The organism is Bacillus solitudinis (genome assembly GCF_002797395.1).
GTDB lineage: Bacteria > Bacillota > Bacilli > Bacillales > Bacillaceae_D > Halalkalibacter_A > Halalkalibacter_A solitudinis.
The window spans coordinates 1,955,741-1,971,496 of sequence record NZ_KZ454943.1 but is presented as its reverse complement, the minus strand read 5'-3'; the positions used below and the strand labels follow the sequence as shown (position 1 = coordinate 1,971,496).

General features: G+C 37.0%; 12 protein-coding genes. 7 read left to right on the top strand and 5 right to left on the bottom strand.

Annotation, left to right across the window (positions count from 1 at the left end; genetic code table 11):
* Positions 1 to 4: 4 nt before the first annotated feature.
* Together CEF19_RS09305 and CEF19_RS23480 are read right to left on the bottom strand one after the other, a co-directional pair.
* On the bottom strand, positions 5 to 1,294 hold the full coding sequence (locus tag CEF19_RS09305) for an FAD-dependent oxidoreductase (protein ID WP_100405841.1): 1,290 nt from the start codon (positions 1,292 to 1,294) through the stop codon (positions 5 to 7).
* 445 nt (positions 1,295 to 1,739) lie between these two features.
* Positions 1,740 to 1,910 (bottom strand): hypothetical protein, encoded by a 171-nt coding sequence (locus CEF19_RS23480; protein WP_198510266.1) that lies wholly within the window; start codon positions 1,908 to 1,910, stop codon positions 1,740 to 1,742.
* Between the two features lie 204 nt (positions 1,911 to 2,114).
* Here CEF19_RS23480 and CEF19_RS09300 point away from each other — a divergent pair, with 204 nt between their 5' ends.
* The 6 genes from CEF19_RS09300 to ppc all read left to right on the top strand — a co-directional run bounded on the left by CEF19_RS09300 (position 2,115) and on the right by ppc (position 9,889).
* Positions 2,115 to 3,119, top strand: coding sequence for a methyl-accepting chemotaxis protein (locus CEF19_RS09300; protein WP_227521961.1), 1,005 nt, complete (start codon positions 2,115 to 2,117; stop codon positions 3,117 to 3,119).
* Between the two features lie 209 nt (positions 3,120 to 3,328).
* Positions 3,329 to 3,577 (top strand): glutaredoxin family protein, encoded by a 249-nt coding sequence (locus CEF19_RS09295; protein ID WP_100405840.1) that lies wholly within the window; start codon positions 3,329 to 3,331, stop codon positions 3,575 to 3,577.
* Positions 3,578 to 3,704: 127 nt separating this feature from the next.
* Positions 3,705 to 4,769: a dual-specificity RNA methyltransferase RlmN gene (gene rlmN, locus CEF19_RS09290; protein ID WP_100405839.1), complete on the top strand. Its 1,065-nt coding sequence runs from the start codon at positions 3,705 to 3,707 to the stop codon at positions 4,767 to 4,769.
* Positions 4,770 to 5,164: 395 nt separating this feature from the next.
* The gene (locus tag CEF19_RS09285; protein WP_100405838.1) at positions 5,165 to 6,349 is read left to right on the top strand and encodes a ParM/StbA family protein; all 1,185 of its coding nucleotides are present in this window, start codon (positions 5,165 to 5,167) and stop codon (positions 6,347 to 6,349) included.
* Between the two features lie 8 nt (positions 6,350 to 6,357).
* A complete protein-coding gene (locus CEF19_RS09280; RefSeq protein WP_100405837.1) occupies positions 6,358 to 6,939 on the top strand; it encodes a hypothetical protein in 582 nt (193 codons plus the stop codon).
* Positions 6,940 to 7,135: 196 nt separating this feature from the next.
* Positions 7,136 to 9,889 carry a phosphoenolpyruvate carboxylase gene (ppc, locus tag CEF19_RS09275; RefSeq protein WP_100405836.1) on the top strand — a complete coding sequence of 918 codons (2,754 nt, stop codon included), beginning with the start codon at positions 7,136 to 7,138 and terminating at the stop codon, positions 9,887 to 9,889.
* A gap of 395 nt (positions 9,890 to 10,284) precedes the next feature.
* On the opposite strand, the gene tatC is transcribed toward ppc, so the two are convergent.
* From tatC to CEF19_RS09260, 3 genes are all read right to left on the bottom strand, one after another.
* Positions 10,285 to 10,914 (bottom strand): twin-arginine translocase subunit TatC, encoded by a 630-nt coding sequence (gene tatC / locus CEF19_RS09270; protein ID WP_227522087.1) that lies wholly within the window; start codon positions 10,912 to 10,914, stop codon positions 10,285 to 10,287.
* A 176-nt stretch (positions 10,915 to 11,090) separates the two neighbouring features.
* Complete coding sequence (locus CEF19_RS09265) at positions 11,091 to 11,300, bottom strand: twin-arginine translocase TatA/TatE family subunit (protein WP_100405835.1); 210 nt, start codon at positions 11,298 to 11,300, stop codon at positions 11,091 to 11,093.
* A gap of 27 nt (positions 11,301 to 11,327) precedes the next feature.
* The gene (locus CEF19_RS09260) at positions 11,328 to 12,770 is read right to left on the bottom strand and encodes an alkaline phosphatase PhoX (protein WP_100405834.1); all 1,443 of its coding nucleotides are present in this window, start codon (positions 12,768 to 12,770) and stop codon (positions 11,328 to 11,330) included.
* Between the two features lie 744 nt (positions 12,771 to 13,514).
* Here CEF19_RS09260 and CEF19_RS09255 point away from each other — a divergent pair.
* Positions 13,515 to 15,746 (top strand): EAL domain-containing protein, encoded by a 2,232-nt coding sequence (locus tag CEF19_RS09255; RefSeq protein ID WP_100405833.1) that lies wholly within the window; start codon positions 13,515 to 13,517, stop codon positions 15,744 to 15,746.
* The last annotated feature ends 10 nt before the right edge of the window (positions 15,747 to 15,756 follow it).

Below are 15,756 nucleotides of genomic sequence, written 5' to 3'. Positions count from 1 at the left end.
CTAGTTAGTATTTCCACGGATAATCATTTTCCTTATTAAAAAAGTAACGAGAAAGGTTCTTGAGAGGTTTTTTTCGGGCTGGTAATAAACTAGATTGGACAAAGTAATCCCCTAGCGATAAATGTGATAAGCCCAAGCCTGATATATTTAGGATGTGTTTAAAATGCAACCGATGATCATTTCCGAGATTTTTCATACTTCGAATTCTTAGTCTCTGAAATAAATGGAATCTAAAGGAATATAGTAGAGCGGATTGGTCGCTAATCTTGAGCACGAATTCATTCCTTTTTCTTCGAACATGTTCATATGCTTTTAAAGAGGGACGTTCATGGTGAGATTGATAAACAGAACATAATAACTCTCCAAGAATTGCCGCATCCTGCATTGCTAGATTCATACCTTGACCTGCTATAGGGTGAACCGCGTGAGCTGCATCACCAATAATTGCAAAATGGTTATCTACATATCTATTTACATGATAGGTTAAAGGAGTCATTAGTTGAATTTTTGACCAATCATTTAAGGCTAGTGTGTATTCTAATAATTCCGGTGCGAGTTCGTTAAACTCTTTCTGTAGAAAGCGTAATCCTTTCTTTTTTATTAATGGATACTCGCCATGATTTATTAAATATACGGTTCTAACTTGTTGGTTTGGAAGTGGAAATAAGCCAATAAATCGATTATGAGTAGAAATGATTTTCCCCTCTGTTAATGCAGGAGGCCTTGGGAGCGTTGCGGTTAGGTACTGATGATTATAGTGTTTTTTTTTGAGTTTTAACCGCATTTGGTCCCTTGTTGGGGACCTTCTTCCTTCAGCTCCGATAAAATAATCGGCTTTAATGTGAAATGACTTTTTATCCTTTTCAACGATAGCTCTGCTATTCTCAAAGCCTATTAGCCTAGCAGGAGCTATGAAGGTGAATTCATCAAGCTTCATTGCCTCATTCCGAATAATTTCTTTAAGTTCTTCATGAGGAACCATTAAAGCATAATTAATAAAAGGTGATAGCTGTTCGTAGCCTAGCTTCATTTTCATAAGAACATCATTTTCATCGTTATCGAGTTCTACTACATCGATATGATGAATCTTTTGGCCGCATTTTTCCACTTTTGAAAGTAATCCAGCCTCCTTTAAGAGGGCAAGGCTTTTTGGTTGAAGTAGCTCTCCTTTATACACGTGTGAGGGTTTGGCCAATTGTTCAATGACGCATACACATATTCCCTGTGCCGCTAACTTATAGCCCAACAACAGACCGCCAATTCCCCCACCACTAATGAAAACCTGACAATTCATAAAAGACCCAACTCCTTATACGGTTCTTACCCTTTGGTTATCATTAAGAAACTTTTCACATAACAAACTGTGATTTTCTTGGATATTTGGTTATTTTAATTTCTAGTTGAAATGTTTACAGTCAAACGATGGTAGCCCCTTTAAGCCTTAAGTATTTGGTGGATGTAGCTTTTTTTCCCTAGGGATTTCGAGGCTTTTTTATTATTTAAGTATTTTACTCGTGGGAGGTTTTTAAATATTTTGCTAGTGTCTGTGGGATTATTTATTAGGCAAACTAAAAGTGGAGAGGTCATGATTTTTATCAGTTTAGAGGTAGCTAATCCGCGATCCCTCTATAAAAAATGGAGAAGAGACTGTTGGAAGGCCCAAACAGTCTTTTAATGCCGTGCTCGTTTAGAGTATAAGTAGGGAATGTGACCTTTTTTAATAGGATCACTAAACGGGCTTATTGACCACCCTGGGGCCTTACATCTTTCTCTTCTTGACCAATCGCTTCTATTCCTATTTGTTCTTGAACGTTTTCTTGAACCTTTTTATTAGCTAGTTCCTCTTTTTTAAAATTTAAATCAGGTTGCATATTATTATTGCGGCTTGCTTGCTCATTCCAATCCCCCACATTGTTTCACCCCAATTCCATTACCGTATAAAGAGTAGTATGCGAACATTTACATTAATTATTAGTGATTTTCTAATAATTAATACCGTTTACCCAGAGAAACCTTCTTCAAAATTTCATGAATAAGTAGCATTTTTTGTCAAAAAATGTGGTATAATCTCTTTACTATTTGAGGAAAATCACTAACCAAAAGGGGATACCAGTGTGGAGCAAACTACTAGTATAGGTAAGAGTTTAAATGTTTCCGTTCTTATGAATGAATTGAAGCAGGAGAACGTTGAAATGCAAAGTGTAATGAAGAAGATTCGGGACATCTCCACCAAATCAAATATTCTCGCTTTAAACTCAGGAATTGAAGCTGCGCGTGCCGGAGATGCTGGTCGTGGGTTTTCAGTTGTAGCGACAGAAATTAAGAAGTTTGCTGAAGAAAGCTTAAATGCGAGTAAAGAAAGTGAAAGTATTATTAAGAGTATTCAAAATAAAGCAAACGAAATTATTGCTGTGCGGACCGTGGATGTGGCATTTGATACAATTGATAAGATTGATAGAAACTTATTTGAGCGAAACTGTGATGTTCAAGCATGGGCAACTTTTGATGCAATCAAAGATTGTCTTTTGAATCCTACTTCTGAGTCAAAGAAAACAGCGGAAGCATTTTTAAAGAATATTTTTACAATTTATGAAGTATATTTTGATTTATTTGTCCTTGATTTATCAGGTGAAATTATTGTGGCTTCGCAAAATCAAAGTCAAGTTGGCAAGAACATGTCTGAGAGGGAATGGTTTAAAGAAACGATTCGAACCAATGACGTGTATGTGACGGACTTGTATTATTCTTCAGTTGTAGGCGGGCATGCGATGGGATATTCAAGTCCTGTTCGTGATGAGAATGGAAACGTAATTGGTGTGTTGACGACTAGATTTAATTGGAAATATATATTCGACATCATTGACCGAGTGAAAATTGACGAAACGAGTAAGCTGTATGTTATTAATTCCCAAGGATATGTGATTGCGTCAAAGGATCGGACTGGGATTTTAGAAACAAACCTTTCGGATTTAAAGGCGGTTAATTACATTCTTTCGGGAAAAGAAACTCGAGGATATACCTTTGAAGATAATCAACTTTATGCCTATTGTTTAACGGAGGGGTATAATGCCTATAAAGGAAAAGGGTGGTCTGTCATTGTAGTAGAATCGATTATTTAATCAATAAGGTTTCTTCTGGTAGTGATATCCTTTTTACAAAGGCAATGTGGTAACTGAGAAAGGGAAACTATTGAAAGATAAGGGTAATGCAACGGGCCGAACTAATCGAAAAAGACTTTATTACGTTTCGTTAATCAATTATGAATTAAAGTGTTTTTTCTGTTATCATGGAACAACCGAAAGTGTTGAGTTGATAGGAGTGAAAACGGTTGGAGCAACAATGTATAGTATACTCAACAAAAGATTGCATAGAATGTACGTACGTGAAGAAAATGCTTATAGAAGCAGGTATTGAATTTGAGGTTCGGGATATATCAGATAATGTCATCTACCAAGAAGAGGTGAAGCAGTTTGGCTTTCTCGGTGTACCTGTAACTGTTGTGGCAGGGCGTGCTGTGAAGGGATTAACATCAGAGTTGGTTGAATTAGTGGAATTAGTTCAAAACAAGAATTTTTAACAAAATGAGATGTCAGAGGATTTTCTTGTTTAACCAACAAAATTTAAGGTTAAGCTAAACCGATTGCTAGTTGCGATTATCTTCAGTAAAATAGACATGAACTTATGTTTTGAAAAGAGGGTATCCAATGAATAAAGAGTCCATCTATGGATTAACGTTTGAACAACTGACAGAGTGGTTAATGGGTCATGGGCATAAAAAGTTTCGCGCGTCCCAAGTTTGGGATTGGCTATATAGAAAACGAGTGACAACCTTTGCAGATATGAACAATGTCAATAAAGAGGTTCTACAGTTATTAGAAGAGAATTTTGCTATCCAAACGTTGAGTGAGCATGTAAAACAAGAGTCAGCGGATGGGACAATTAAGTTTTTGTTTAAGTTGTATGATGGAAATTTAATTGAAACAGTGTTGATGAAGCATAAATATGGATTCTCTGTTTGTGTAACGACTCAGGTAGGTTGTAACATTGGTTGTAGCTTTTGTGCCAGTGGCTTATTAACGAAGAGCCGTGACTTATCAAGTGGCGAAATTGTTGAGCAGATTATGAATGTACAACTTCACTTAGATGGCGTAGGACAAGAACAGAGAGTGAGTCATGTCGTGGTAATGGGAATTGGTGAGCCTTTTGATAATTTCAAGAATATGGTTGATTTCCTTGACGTTATTAAGGATCAAAAAGGACTTGCTATTGGAGCAAGACATATCACTGTGTCAACAAGTGGTTTAGTTGATAAGATTTATGAGTTTGCAGATATCAAATCTCAAGTAAATTTAGCGGTTTCTTTACATGCCCCTAATGACGAAATACGAACAAGAATTATGAAAATTAACCGAGCGTATCCTATTAAGAAACTAATGGCTGCCATCGATTACTATCTAGATAAAACGAATCGAAAAATCACATTAGAGTATATTCTGTTAAAGGATGTTAATGATCATAAAGACCATGCGAGTGAACTCGCTGATTTAATTGGAAATAGACGTTCGCTTATGTATGTAAACTTAATTCCTTATAATCCTGTTGATGAACATGGACAATATCAACGGAGTAGGGAAGAAGATATCCTTGGTTTTTATGATACGTTAAAAAAGAGGGGTATTAATTGTGGAATTCGCCATGAGCACGGAACTGATATTGATGCAGCATGTGGCCAATTACGAAGTAAACAAATAAAACAAACACAAAGATAAATAATTTTAATGCGCACTATGTGAAAACATAGTGCGTTTTTTGTTTGTAAAGATGAAGTTATAAAAGAGAAAGGAAGTAGGGGAGTCAAATGGCTTTGATAATAGGACAAAAATAGTAGGTAAAAACACTAAAAATGAGTTGTATACAAATATGATTACAAGTATACAATTAGTATTCATAAAGTGTACAAAAATGTTTTCATGTACACAATAGTGAATGCATGTTGTTGTTATAGGGATTTAAAGAAAATCCAGCAAGTGTACATTAATGTACACTTGTATTCGTTTTTGAACACAACTTATGGTTGATTGACGCCTTGTTAAACCTCCTGTAATATGGATGCAAATGGAATTTGATTAGTCTGCTTGAATTAAAATTGAAAGGAAGATGTTTAATGAGTAAAACTAGAATTGCAGCGATTGATGTGGGGAATGACTCGATTAAAGCTCTTTTTGGGAAAGCTGATTTTGAAATTAATATCCCAAATGTGATGGCAAGAGATACAGAAGACAGACCTGTTATAGGTATAGAAGAATTAAATGAGAATGACCCACTTGATGGGATTCACATTAAGGTTCACTCCCCTGCTCTAAAAGAAAACAATGTGATTTACCGTGTCGGGAATTTAGCGACAAAAAGTGACCATGCCACTGAGTTAGATTTAGGAAGTAGTAAGTCGGAGGAAGATCAGACTCTAGTTCTGCTTTTCGCCACTTTGGCCCTCGATGCAGTAAGGGAGGAGAATGGCCCTTCTTTTAAGAAAACAAATCAAGTTATTGAGGCTAACTACACACTAGGGACAGGCTTACCTCTTCGTGAGGTGAAGGAAGGTAAGGACGTTGGTTATCGTTCTCAGCTTTTAAGTTCTGTACATCAAGTCGAGTTTTTAGTCACACCTAAGTACCAGGGACTAAAAGTTAATATAAAGTTTGATGAAGTTAAGGTGTATCCTGAAGGTTTTGCTGCGTATATTAATCTCGTCATGGATCGTGATTTAAATATTATTAATAGAGATTTAATTGATAAACGAATTCTTATTCAAGATATTGGCGGATTATCAACTGACATTGCAGTTATTAAAAATCGTAAAGTTGATGATGACAAGGCTCAAGGATTTAACATTGGAGTATCTGAATCATTAGAAGCTATTCGTGAGGAAATTAGAACTAAACACGGAGTTGAGTTAGATAGCAGACGTGATGTGGTTGAAATTATTACAAAGAAAAATGACCGTAACCATATTATGGTTAAGGGAAGTCGGACAAGCGTGCATGATATCACGGACCGGATTTTACTAGAACTCGCTAAAAAGCAATATCGCCACCTACGCAACATTTGGCAAAAAAACTCACAAACTGAAATTTGTTACTTCGTAGGTGGTGGGGCAATGGTTTTAAAAGACTATCTTAAAGCATTAAATAATAGTTTAGATGGTTATAATATAGATTTTTTTGAAGATGAAAAGGAAAGTATTTGGATGATGGCAAACGCCTATTATAAGCTGATTTCTGACTTCAATCGAAAAAAACAGAAAGAAGTAGAGTTTACGCAAACAGAGAAAAAATCTGTTAAGAGCTAGGTGGTTCGATGAAAAAATCTGGATCAATTCAGAGGGGACAAGCAATTACTTTTCGTCTGCCTTCTGATACCCCTGACCACATTATTAAAGAGTTACAAAAGTTAAAAGAAACAGAAAGAAGAAACTTTTCTAGTAAAATAGCAGGGTATATTTTAGAAGGCGTAAGTCAATCTGTTTCAAAAGATAGAGAGTCGATTACAATTCCTTTACCAAAACAACTAAATAAGGAACAGCGTAATTGGGTAAGACATTCTCATTCCGAAGCATTGCTAGGTACGATTGTCTACCAGTTATTAGAGGATCCGATGAGGGCTACGACGATACTCGCCTCATTGAACAGTCATTCTACTGATATTAATGAAGCGCTCTATCTCCAAGATAGGTTAGATCACCCTTTTGAAACAGTTGAATCAACAATTCAAGAAGAAAGCGTGACGAGAGAAGTCCCTGATAATTTACCAAATATTGATGAATTTGAAATAGACCTGTTACGCTCGCATGAAGAAGTTAGTGCAACAAAAGAAGTATCATCTGAAAATGAGGATGAGGATGATTTATTGGATGACTTTTTGGCGCAAATGAATAAATGAAAAGCCACCCTTGGGTGGTTTTTTTATTGGTTTAAGCTATAGAATTTGGTTAACCTTTTCCTGATTGGGACTTAAAAAGTCCCTTCCGGACAAAAGTTAGCCCTTCTGTTAAACGGTTCAATAAGTTATAATGAAAGATAAAAGTTGTACATTATGCAACAAATAATAGTATGGAAAAAGGTAGGAGGATGGGTAAATGATAGAAGTAGCAGATAGTAATTCACTTTTGCGAAATGATGTCAAAAAACTTGGAAATATTCTTGGTGAAATTCTCGTCCATCAAGGTGGGATCTCACTTTTTAACAAAGTAGAAGAGATTAGAGAGACAACTAAAAATCTCAGAAAAAATTATGATGATGAAGCCTATAAGAGCTTGAAAGGTGAAATCAGTAACTTGAAACCGCCGTTGCGCCAACAAGTTATTCGAGCGTTTTCTATTTACTTCCACTTAGTTAATATTGCTGAGCAAAATCACCGAGTTCGTCGTCGCCGTCAATACCAACTTCAAGAGAATGGTGTTGTTCAGCCAGTTTCAATTGAAAGTGCTGTGGCAACGATTAAAGAACATAAATTTTCAGATGAGGGAATCCAACAAGTACTTAATGATTTGTCGATTGAACTGATTATCACTGCGCATCCGACTGAGGCAACAAAAAGGACTGTTTTAGAAATTCAAAAACGAATTTCAATCATTCTTCAAGGTTATGATAATCCATTGCTGACAAAAAAAGAACGAAAAAGGCTTGATGAAAGTTTATTTAATGAGGTAACTTCCCTATGGCAAACAGATGAGTTACGTCATCGTAAACCAACCGTTCTTGATGAAGTGAAAAATGGCCTTTACTATTTTAATGAAACACTTTTCGAGGTGTTACCAGATATTCATCAGGAATTAGAGGATCAGCTTGAAAATTACTATCCAGATAATAAATGGAGTGTACCGAATTTCCTTCATTTCGGTTCTTGGATTGGTGGAGACCGTGACGGGAATCCTAATGTAACCCCTGAGGTCACGTGGGAAACGTTAAATCTGCAAAGACAACTAGTTATCAAGAAATATGATAAAGCAATTGTTGAGTTAATGAAGCGTTTTGGTCAATCTACAACTCGTGTTGAGATAAATGAACAACTCATCCAGTCTGTAGAACAGGATGAACAAGCATACATGGAGACTAGTGAAGTTTGGCCAGTAGATGCGGAGATTTATCGTAGAAAGTTTGCAATCATGCTTAAGCGTCTACGTCACGTAGGTAAGTCAGAAGTTGGTTACAAAAAGTCTGAAGAGCTTTTGAATGATTTAGTTCTTGTGAAGGACAGTGCAGAGAATCATCAACCTTCTCACCATAAATTAAAAACAATTCGAAAATTAATTCGTCAAATTCAATTATTTGGGTTCCACCTTGCGACACTCGATATTCGAAACCATAGTGGTGAGCACGAGGCGGCGATCACAGAAATTTTAAAAGTTGTTAATATTACTGACAATTATGCAGGTCTTTCTGAAGATGAAAAAGTTAGTGTTCTTAAAGATGTCCTTAAAAATCCACGGCCTTTAATGTTACTTGAAGATGATTACACAAAGGAAACACTTGAAATTTTCAAAGTGTTCAAGATGATAAAGAAAGCCCATTCCGAGTTTGGCAGCCGTTCGATTGAAGTATATTTAGTAAGTATGACGCAATCACCAAGCGACTTATTAGAAGTGCTTGTTCTGGCAAAAGAAGCGGGGATTTATCGTTTGCATGCAGATGGAACAGTGGAAAGTAACTTACACGTAGCACCGTTACTAGAAACAGTTGATGATTTAGTAGCTGGTCCAAAAATCATGAAAACATTGTTTGAAATGGATGTCTACCGAAACCATATAAACGAACGCGGGAATCACCAGGAAATAATGCTTGGCTATTCAGATGGAAGTAAGGATGGTGGAACATTAACTGCGAACTGGAAGCTTTTCAAAGCGCAGCAGGAAATCCATGAAATGGCAAAAGAATTTAATATTGCTCTTAAGTTTTTCCATGGACGTGGGGGATCCTTAGGTCGTGGGGGCGGTCCGTTAAACCGTAGTATTTTATCGCAACCAGCAGAAACACTTGGTGATGGGGTTAAAATAACCGAGCAAGGCGAAGTTTTGTCTTCTCGTTATCTTCTAGGCGATATAGCCTACCGTAACCTTGAGCAAGCGGCATCGGCTTTACTAGAAGCCTCTGCAAAAGCGTCTCTTAATACGGAAAAAGGTCATTTCAGAGAACCAGAGTGGGAAGATGCAATGGAAGAGATTTCGACGTATTCCTTGAAGAAGTATCAATCCCTTGTATTTGAGGATAAAGACTTTTTAACTTATTTCAAACAAGCAACTCCTCTTGGTGAACTTGGTGCGTTGAATATTGGTTCACGCCCAATGAGCCGCAAAGGAAGCCAACGCTTTGAAGATTTACGTGCGATTCCATGGGTGTTTGCGTGGACGCAATCACGGCAAATGATTCCAGCTTGGTTTGCAGCAGGTACTGGCTTAGAAACATTTGCAACAGCTAGCGAGGATAACCTAAAGTTACTGCAAGACATGTATAAGAAATGGCCATTTTTTCAATCAACAATAAACAATCTTCAAATGGCATTGTTGAAGGCGGATTTAACAACAGCGAAGGAATACATTAAGTTGGTTGAAGATAAAACAATTGCTGACCGAATTTTTGACAATATCTCGAGTGAATATAAGCAAACGAAAGATATTTTGTTGCTTATTACAGGTAATCAAGAGTTACTTGACCATACACCAAACATTCAAGAGTCCGTGTATCGTCGTAACCCATATGTAGACCCACTTAACTTCTTACAAGTTGATCTGATTCAAAAGATGCGTCAATCAGAAGAGCAATCTGAAGAATTATTAACAGAAGTATTATTAACAATTAGTGGGGTTGCAGCAGGTCTTGTAAATACAGGTTGATCGTGATGAAAAAGGTAGAGTGATTCACAATCAATAAAATAAACTAACAGAAAAGACAGTGAGAGCCAATTCTCACTGTCTTTTTATATTATAGGCGTGCTTGTCGCGCCGACAGCCGAGGGACGAGGCTCAGTGTTTATAGGCGTGCTTGTCGCGCCGACAGCCGAGGGACGAGGCTCATAAGACAGGATAACAGCTTTAGAAAGCTACTGGATTAGTTAATGCTAAAAAAAGGAGATAAGAGAGAGGAAGCATTTGGCCTCTCTCTTATCTTTAACGGTTAGATTTTACTTGAGAACAAGTTTTACAATTTTTACACGGAAGTAATTCTTGTTTATTTGATGTCAACTTGTCTTTATCCTGATCATCTCTTTTCATATTAACGGAGCAAGTGGTCATGTCATCTCTCCTCCTTTAGATGAGGATGTTGCTTCAATGATTTTCATCTTCCGAAAGACTATTCGACTTAAGGTAATGCTTAATTCATAGAGGAGAAGCAAGGGAATAATAACTAGAACATCGGAAATAAAGTCTGGAGGAGTCACAAACACGGATATAATAATTAAAAGGAAATAAGCTATTTTTCGTCCTTTCGCAAGTTTTTTTGGGTTTACAATACCTAATTTAGTTAGAAACATGATGATAGCAGGCATCTCAAATAAAAAGCCGAACGGCAATGTGAGGTTTAAGATAAATAGGAAATACTTCTCGGCAGTAAAGAATACCTCAAATTGGTCAGCGGCGAGAGTTGTTAGGAATGAAAGTACAAGTGGAAATAAGACAAAATATCCGAAAGCTAAACCTGTTAAAAATAAGAAAAACAGCCCTGGTATGAATGCTAAAGATGCCTTTTCCTCATCTTTCGTTAGAGCTGGTTTAACAAACTTCCAAACTTGATAAGCCGCTACTGGAATTGTTGCAGCGAGTGCCATCACAGAGGCAATCACCATATAAATCCATAGGATATCTCCTGGACCCAAAACTGCTAATTTACCATCTAAATCTTTAACTAGAAACTCATATATCTCCTAAACAAAAATAAAGGAAGTGATGAGAAATAGAATAAAGATGGAAAGAGTTAAGATGATCCGCTTTCGTAATTCACCTAGGTGTTCAATTAGAAGTGTTTGGGATTGTTCCATATGAATCTCCTTCTGTAAAGAGAGTGTATAAGCCTAAGAAGGCTTATACCTCTGGTGACTTAGTTCTTACTTTCACTTTTGTTCACAGCTTGGGGCTTACTTGATTCCGCAGAAGTCTCACCATGAACAAGATCATTTGTGGTTTTTTTAAATTCTTTTAAGGTGTTGCCAAAAGCACGACCTATTTCAGGTAGCTTAGAAGGTCCAAAAATTATTAATGCAATCACAAGGATGAGGACAAGCCCGGGAATTCCGATATTCTGTAACATAATTTACATCTCCAATAGGTTAGGTTTTTATAGTACAGGCATACCGTGGCGCTCTAGAGCGGCGGCTTCAAGTAAAGACATTCCTTGTCTTTCTGCGAAAGCTGTAAGCTTGTCTGATACATGTGGAGCAAGGGGTAGAGGAGGGGCAGCGTGATTCATAGCACGTTGACGAGCAGAGTTTCTCCGTGCAAAAGGCCCCCAAATAGCAAACGTAATACCAGGTGACTGCATATTAACAAAAAGCGTATTCCCATCATGAGAGAAAACAGGACCAGCAAATTCAGAACCGTTTAGTTGGTTCTCTGCAAACGTATAAACCTGTCCCTCAGGAGTAAGACCAATTAATCGATCATTACCATGACCATCTTCAGCAATCCAAAGGTCACCCCAAGGTGTAATTGTAATATTGTCCGGCATTTCTAAGTCATTAGCATCTGTTGATTCATAAAATAGCTCGAGTGTATTTGTTGCAGGGAAGTAACGATATATTCGGCCAAGATTCCCTCCACCCGCGCTTGTATCGTCAAACCAGAAAGCGCCTGCTGAAAACCATGCACCCTCAAGACGACTAAAGGCGATACAATTAAAATCTCTAGCATCTTCTTTCGCCCGTTCTGGATTTACTTGCTTCCAAACGATGCCAAATTTTTGACCATGTTCAAAGTGGCTTGCTGAGGAGGTTGGTAATTCATCAATAGATGCAGCTTCGAGAATACCACCTTCTTGAAGGGATCCAAGTTTTTGGCTACGGTTGTGTGGAGTAAAGCGGTAAAGGTAGCTTGGGTTATTATCTTCTGTTAAATACCAAACACCCGTAGCTGGATCAACAGCACAGGCTTCATGAGAAAAATAGCCCATGTCTCTTATTGGGGTTTTGGACATCTCGTTTTCGGGATCTAGCGGGTCTACTTCAAACACAAAACCATGACCGAGATTGCGTGTTTCCTCACAAGTAAGCCATGTCCCCCATGTTGAAGGACCCCCTGCACAGTTACGAATGTTTCCAGAGTTGCTTACATATTCTTTAATTACCTTTTGGTCAGGACCAACGATAAGCGTTGTTGTTCCGCCAGCCGCACCTTTACTCCATGGGTTTTTCCCGTTTACAGGATAACTTGCATTGGTACTAAGTTCATGATTACGAACGAGAATTGTTGTGTTTTTTTCTCCTTTAAAAGCGGCCATACCATCGTGATTGCCTGGAACTAAATCACCGTTTGTCATTTTGTCACCGGTTTTTGATAGGATGCGATACTTGAACCCTTGGGGGAGGTCGAGAATACCGTCGGGATCCTTGATAAGAGGACCATACCCACCAAAACCACCTGTCGGGTTGGTAGTTGAGGCCATTCCTTTAGATGCTCCGCCTAAGGTGAAAATTCCCGTTGTTCCAAGTGTTAAGGCAAGGGTGCTCATTCCGCCAACTTTTAGAAAATCCCTTCTGTTCAAACCTTCATTACTTGAGCGCATGTATTTTTCCTCCACGATTGTTTGTGATGCTTTACTTGATGAACATCTAATGAAAAGGTACCATATGATAATAAACTCTAAGTTAAGGCGTAGTAATGAATTTATTAAGTATAGGGGATCATTACAAAAGAATGAGATAAAAAGGATAAAAGTATAAGGTCGAGAGGGTATTGCCCGACGAAGGTCATAATAATTTCTCGACAAAAAACTTCATAAAATGTAGTAGAGTCATTTAAGCTGTGATTAAAGTCACAAAATCTGTGTAGATAAAAGAAATATCAGCACCATAATTGTTAAATTTGAGTAAAAATACTATATTTAACTTTAAATAAGAGCCTAGCGATTACTTTTAGCTTAAGTCACTTTTGGGTGAAGATCTTTTAAAGACGCCTTTTTCAAATAATGCACAAATCAGCATCCTATTAACGAGAGGGAACGAAAGTAATAAATTTGCGAAAAAAAGAGAATATTGCTTGGTTAGAAAGATGCATGTTAAGTCAAAAGTATTATGGTAATATTTACATAAAGAAACTATAATTCAACAAAAGGGATAGAAGTGTGACCATATTCCTACATACAATCCAGAACATGTTCTTTTTGGGGTATATCTACTTTGAAAGATTCTACCGAGATAGTAGAATAAGAACGACAACGTTGCTTAACATCCAGGTAGGCACAAGCGGAACCGGTTTTTGTTAAGTAGTCAGTTTATTTCTGATTATATACAATGAGGAGAAGTGCCTTATGATTGAGAAAAGGGATTACATCTCGGAATCAAAATTATTTTGCAAAGAGGTGGCTATGGATTCAAAAGAAATCCCCAATCCAGAAGTGATATTATGTGAAGCTGAATTACAAGACAAGAGGCAACAGTATGAGGAAATTCTATCTGTTGTAGAATTCTTTGGAGAGAAGATTCTAAACTCCTTAAAAGGTGTTCCTCTTTTATTGTCTGTATCAGATAATGAAGGATTTATTCTTTATATGATGGGTGACCCCACAATAATGAAAACAGTCAATGACCTCGGCATTAAGTCAGGTATTCAATTTACAGAACAGGCGATGGGTACTAATGTTGTCAATACTTCATTAAAATACAATAAACAGCCTATCGAAATAGTTGGTTCCGAGCATTATCATGAATATTTGTTTCAAACTGCCTGCTATGCTGTAGCATTTCATGATACCGAGTCTGACCTCCTATTAGGTAGTATAATTATCATGACCTCCATTAAATTTGAAAACCCTCTAATGACTACGATGCTATCAACCACCGTCGATTCCATAGAGAGGGAACTCACCCTGCGAAAACAAAATCGAAAATTGAATGTCTTTAATCAAATCATGATGGATAACACACAAAACTTGATTATTATGACTGATAAACAGGGTACTATTACAGAATGTTCTGATTTAAATCAAATGTTATTGGATATGGAACAAAAGGATATTATTGGGAAATCTATTAACTACTTTTCGCTGCTAAGTCCCTATATTTCTGAAGTATTAAAAAACGGGAATAGTTTCCAAGATATTCAACTAGAATTGACTCAGAAAAGTAAAAAAAGGCTTATTTGTTTGTTTGATAGTTTTCCAATTTATGAAAATGGTAAATTAATTGGAGCATTTGGCCAGTTTAGAAATATTACAGAGAGGTATGTTGCCGAAGAGAGATATAATTATTTAGCTAACCATGATGAGTTAACAGGTTTACCAAATCGACGCTATTATAAGCAAAGAATTTCTGCGCTCATTCAGGAGCAACCAAAATTTGCTGTCCTCTATCTTGATTTGGATAGATTCAAATTAATTAATGATACACTCGGTCATTCTAAAGGTGACTTATTTCTAAAACAGATGGCGATGCGTTTAAAAGAATGTGTTAACTCAGAAGACTTGATTTCTCGAATGGGCGGGGATGAATTCATGCTTTTATTCCCCAATATCGGAAGCGAGTGTGAGGTTGTCAAAAAAGTAGAACAAGTGTTATCGATTTTTCGCGCTCCAATTTTAATGGAGGGTTATGAATTTCATATCACCGCTAGCATAGGAATTGCTCTCTACCCCCAAAGTGGAAAAGACATGGATGAATTAATGAATTATGCTGATACGGCTATGTATAAAGCAAAGTTAAGAGGAAAAAATCAGTATGCGATTTACTCAGAGGAAATGCAAACAAAGTCTCGTGAAAAAGTAGTTATGGAAAATGCTCTTCGAAAGGCAATTGATAAAGAAGAATTTATTGTTTATGTTCAACCACAAATTAATATTAAAACAGGTGAGGTCAAAGGGTTTGAGACGCTAATACGTTGGCAACATCCAGAACGAGGTTTACTCTCTCCTTCAGAGTTTATTCCCTTAGCCGAGGAGACTAATTTAATTATAAAAATTGACCAATGGATGTTACGAAAGGCTTGTGAATATAACAAGAAGTGGCAACAACAAGGGTTTTCTGATTGCCGGATAGCAGTAAATCTGTCGTCGAACCAATTTTCAAGCGAATGTCTTGTTGATGTTGTTAAAGGTGTATTAGAGGAAACAGGTCTTGAAGCAAAATACTTAGAGCTAGAAATTACTGAAACGATGACGCTTGATGTTGAACATACAATCCCAACGTTAAGAAAGTTACGCGATTTTGGTGTTCAAATAAGCATTGATGATTTTGGGACAGGTTATAGCTCAATGAATTATTTAAAGAAATTTTCAATTAATCGTTTAAAAATTGACCGTTCCTTTGTAAGAGACATTTCAAGCGATTCTAACGATTCGGATATTGTAGCTACGATAATTTCAATGGCACATAATCTAGGTGTTGAGGTCATTGCAGAAGGCGTAGAAGAGAAGGAACAGCTCAGATTTTTACAATTTTTGAAATGTGACGAGGTTCAGGGCTATTACTTTAGTAAACCATTACCGGCAGAAGAGATTGAATCAACCTTCCGAGAATTACAGAAGTTGGTAAAGATAAAATACTAATATGTAAAGG

Bases quoted from the DNA above. Each gene is read 5' to 3' on its own strand.
- CEF19_RS09305 (WP_100405841.1), bottom strand. From the start codon at position 1,294: ATGAATTGTCAGGTTTTCATTAGTGGTGGGGGAATTGGCGGTCTGTTG.
- CEF19_RS09255 (WP_100405833.1), top strand. From the start codon at position 13,515: ATGATTGAGAAAAGGGATTACATCTCGGAATCAAAATTATTTTGCAAA.
- ppc (WP_100405836.1), top strand. From the start codon at position 7,136: ATGATAGAAGTAGCAGATAGTAATTCACTTTTGCGAAATGATGTCAAA.
- CEF19_RS09260 (WP_100405834.1), bottom strand. From the start codon at position 12,770: ATGCGCTCAAGTAATGAAGGTTTGAACAGAAGGGATTTTCTAAAAGTT.
- CEF19_RS09280 (WP_100405837.1), top strand. From the start codon at position 6,358: ATGAAAAAATCTGGATCAATTCAGAGGGGACAAGCAATTACTTTTCGT.
- CEF19_RS09265 (WP_100405835.1), bottom strand. From the start codon at position 11,300: ATGTTACAGAATATCGGAATTCCCGGGCTTGTCCTCATCCTTGTGATT.
- rlmN (WP_100405839.1), top strand. From the start codon at position 3,705: ATGAATAAAGAGTCCATCTATGGATTAACGTTTGAACAACTGACAGAG.
- CEF19_RS09285 (WP_100405838.1), top strand. From the start codon at position 5,165: ATGAGTAAAACTAGAATTGCAGCGATTGATGTGGGGAATGACTCGATT.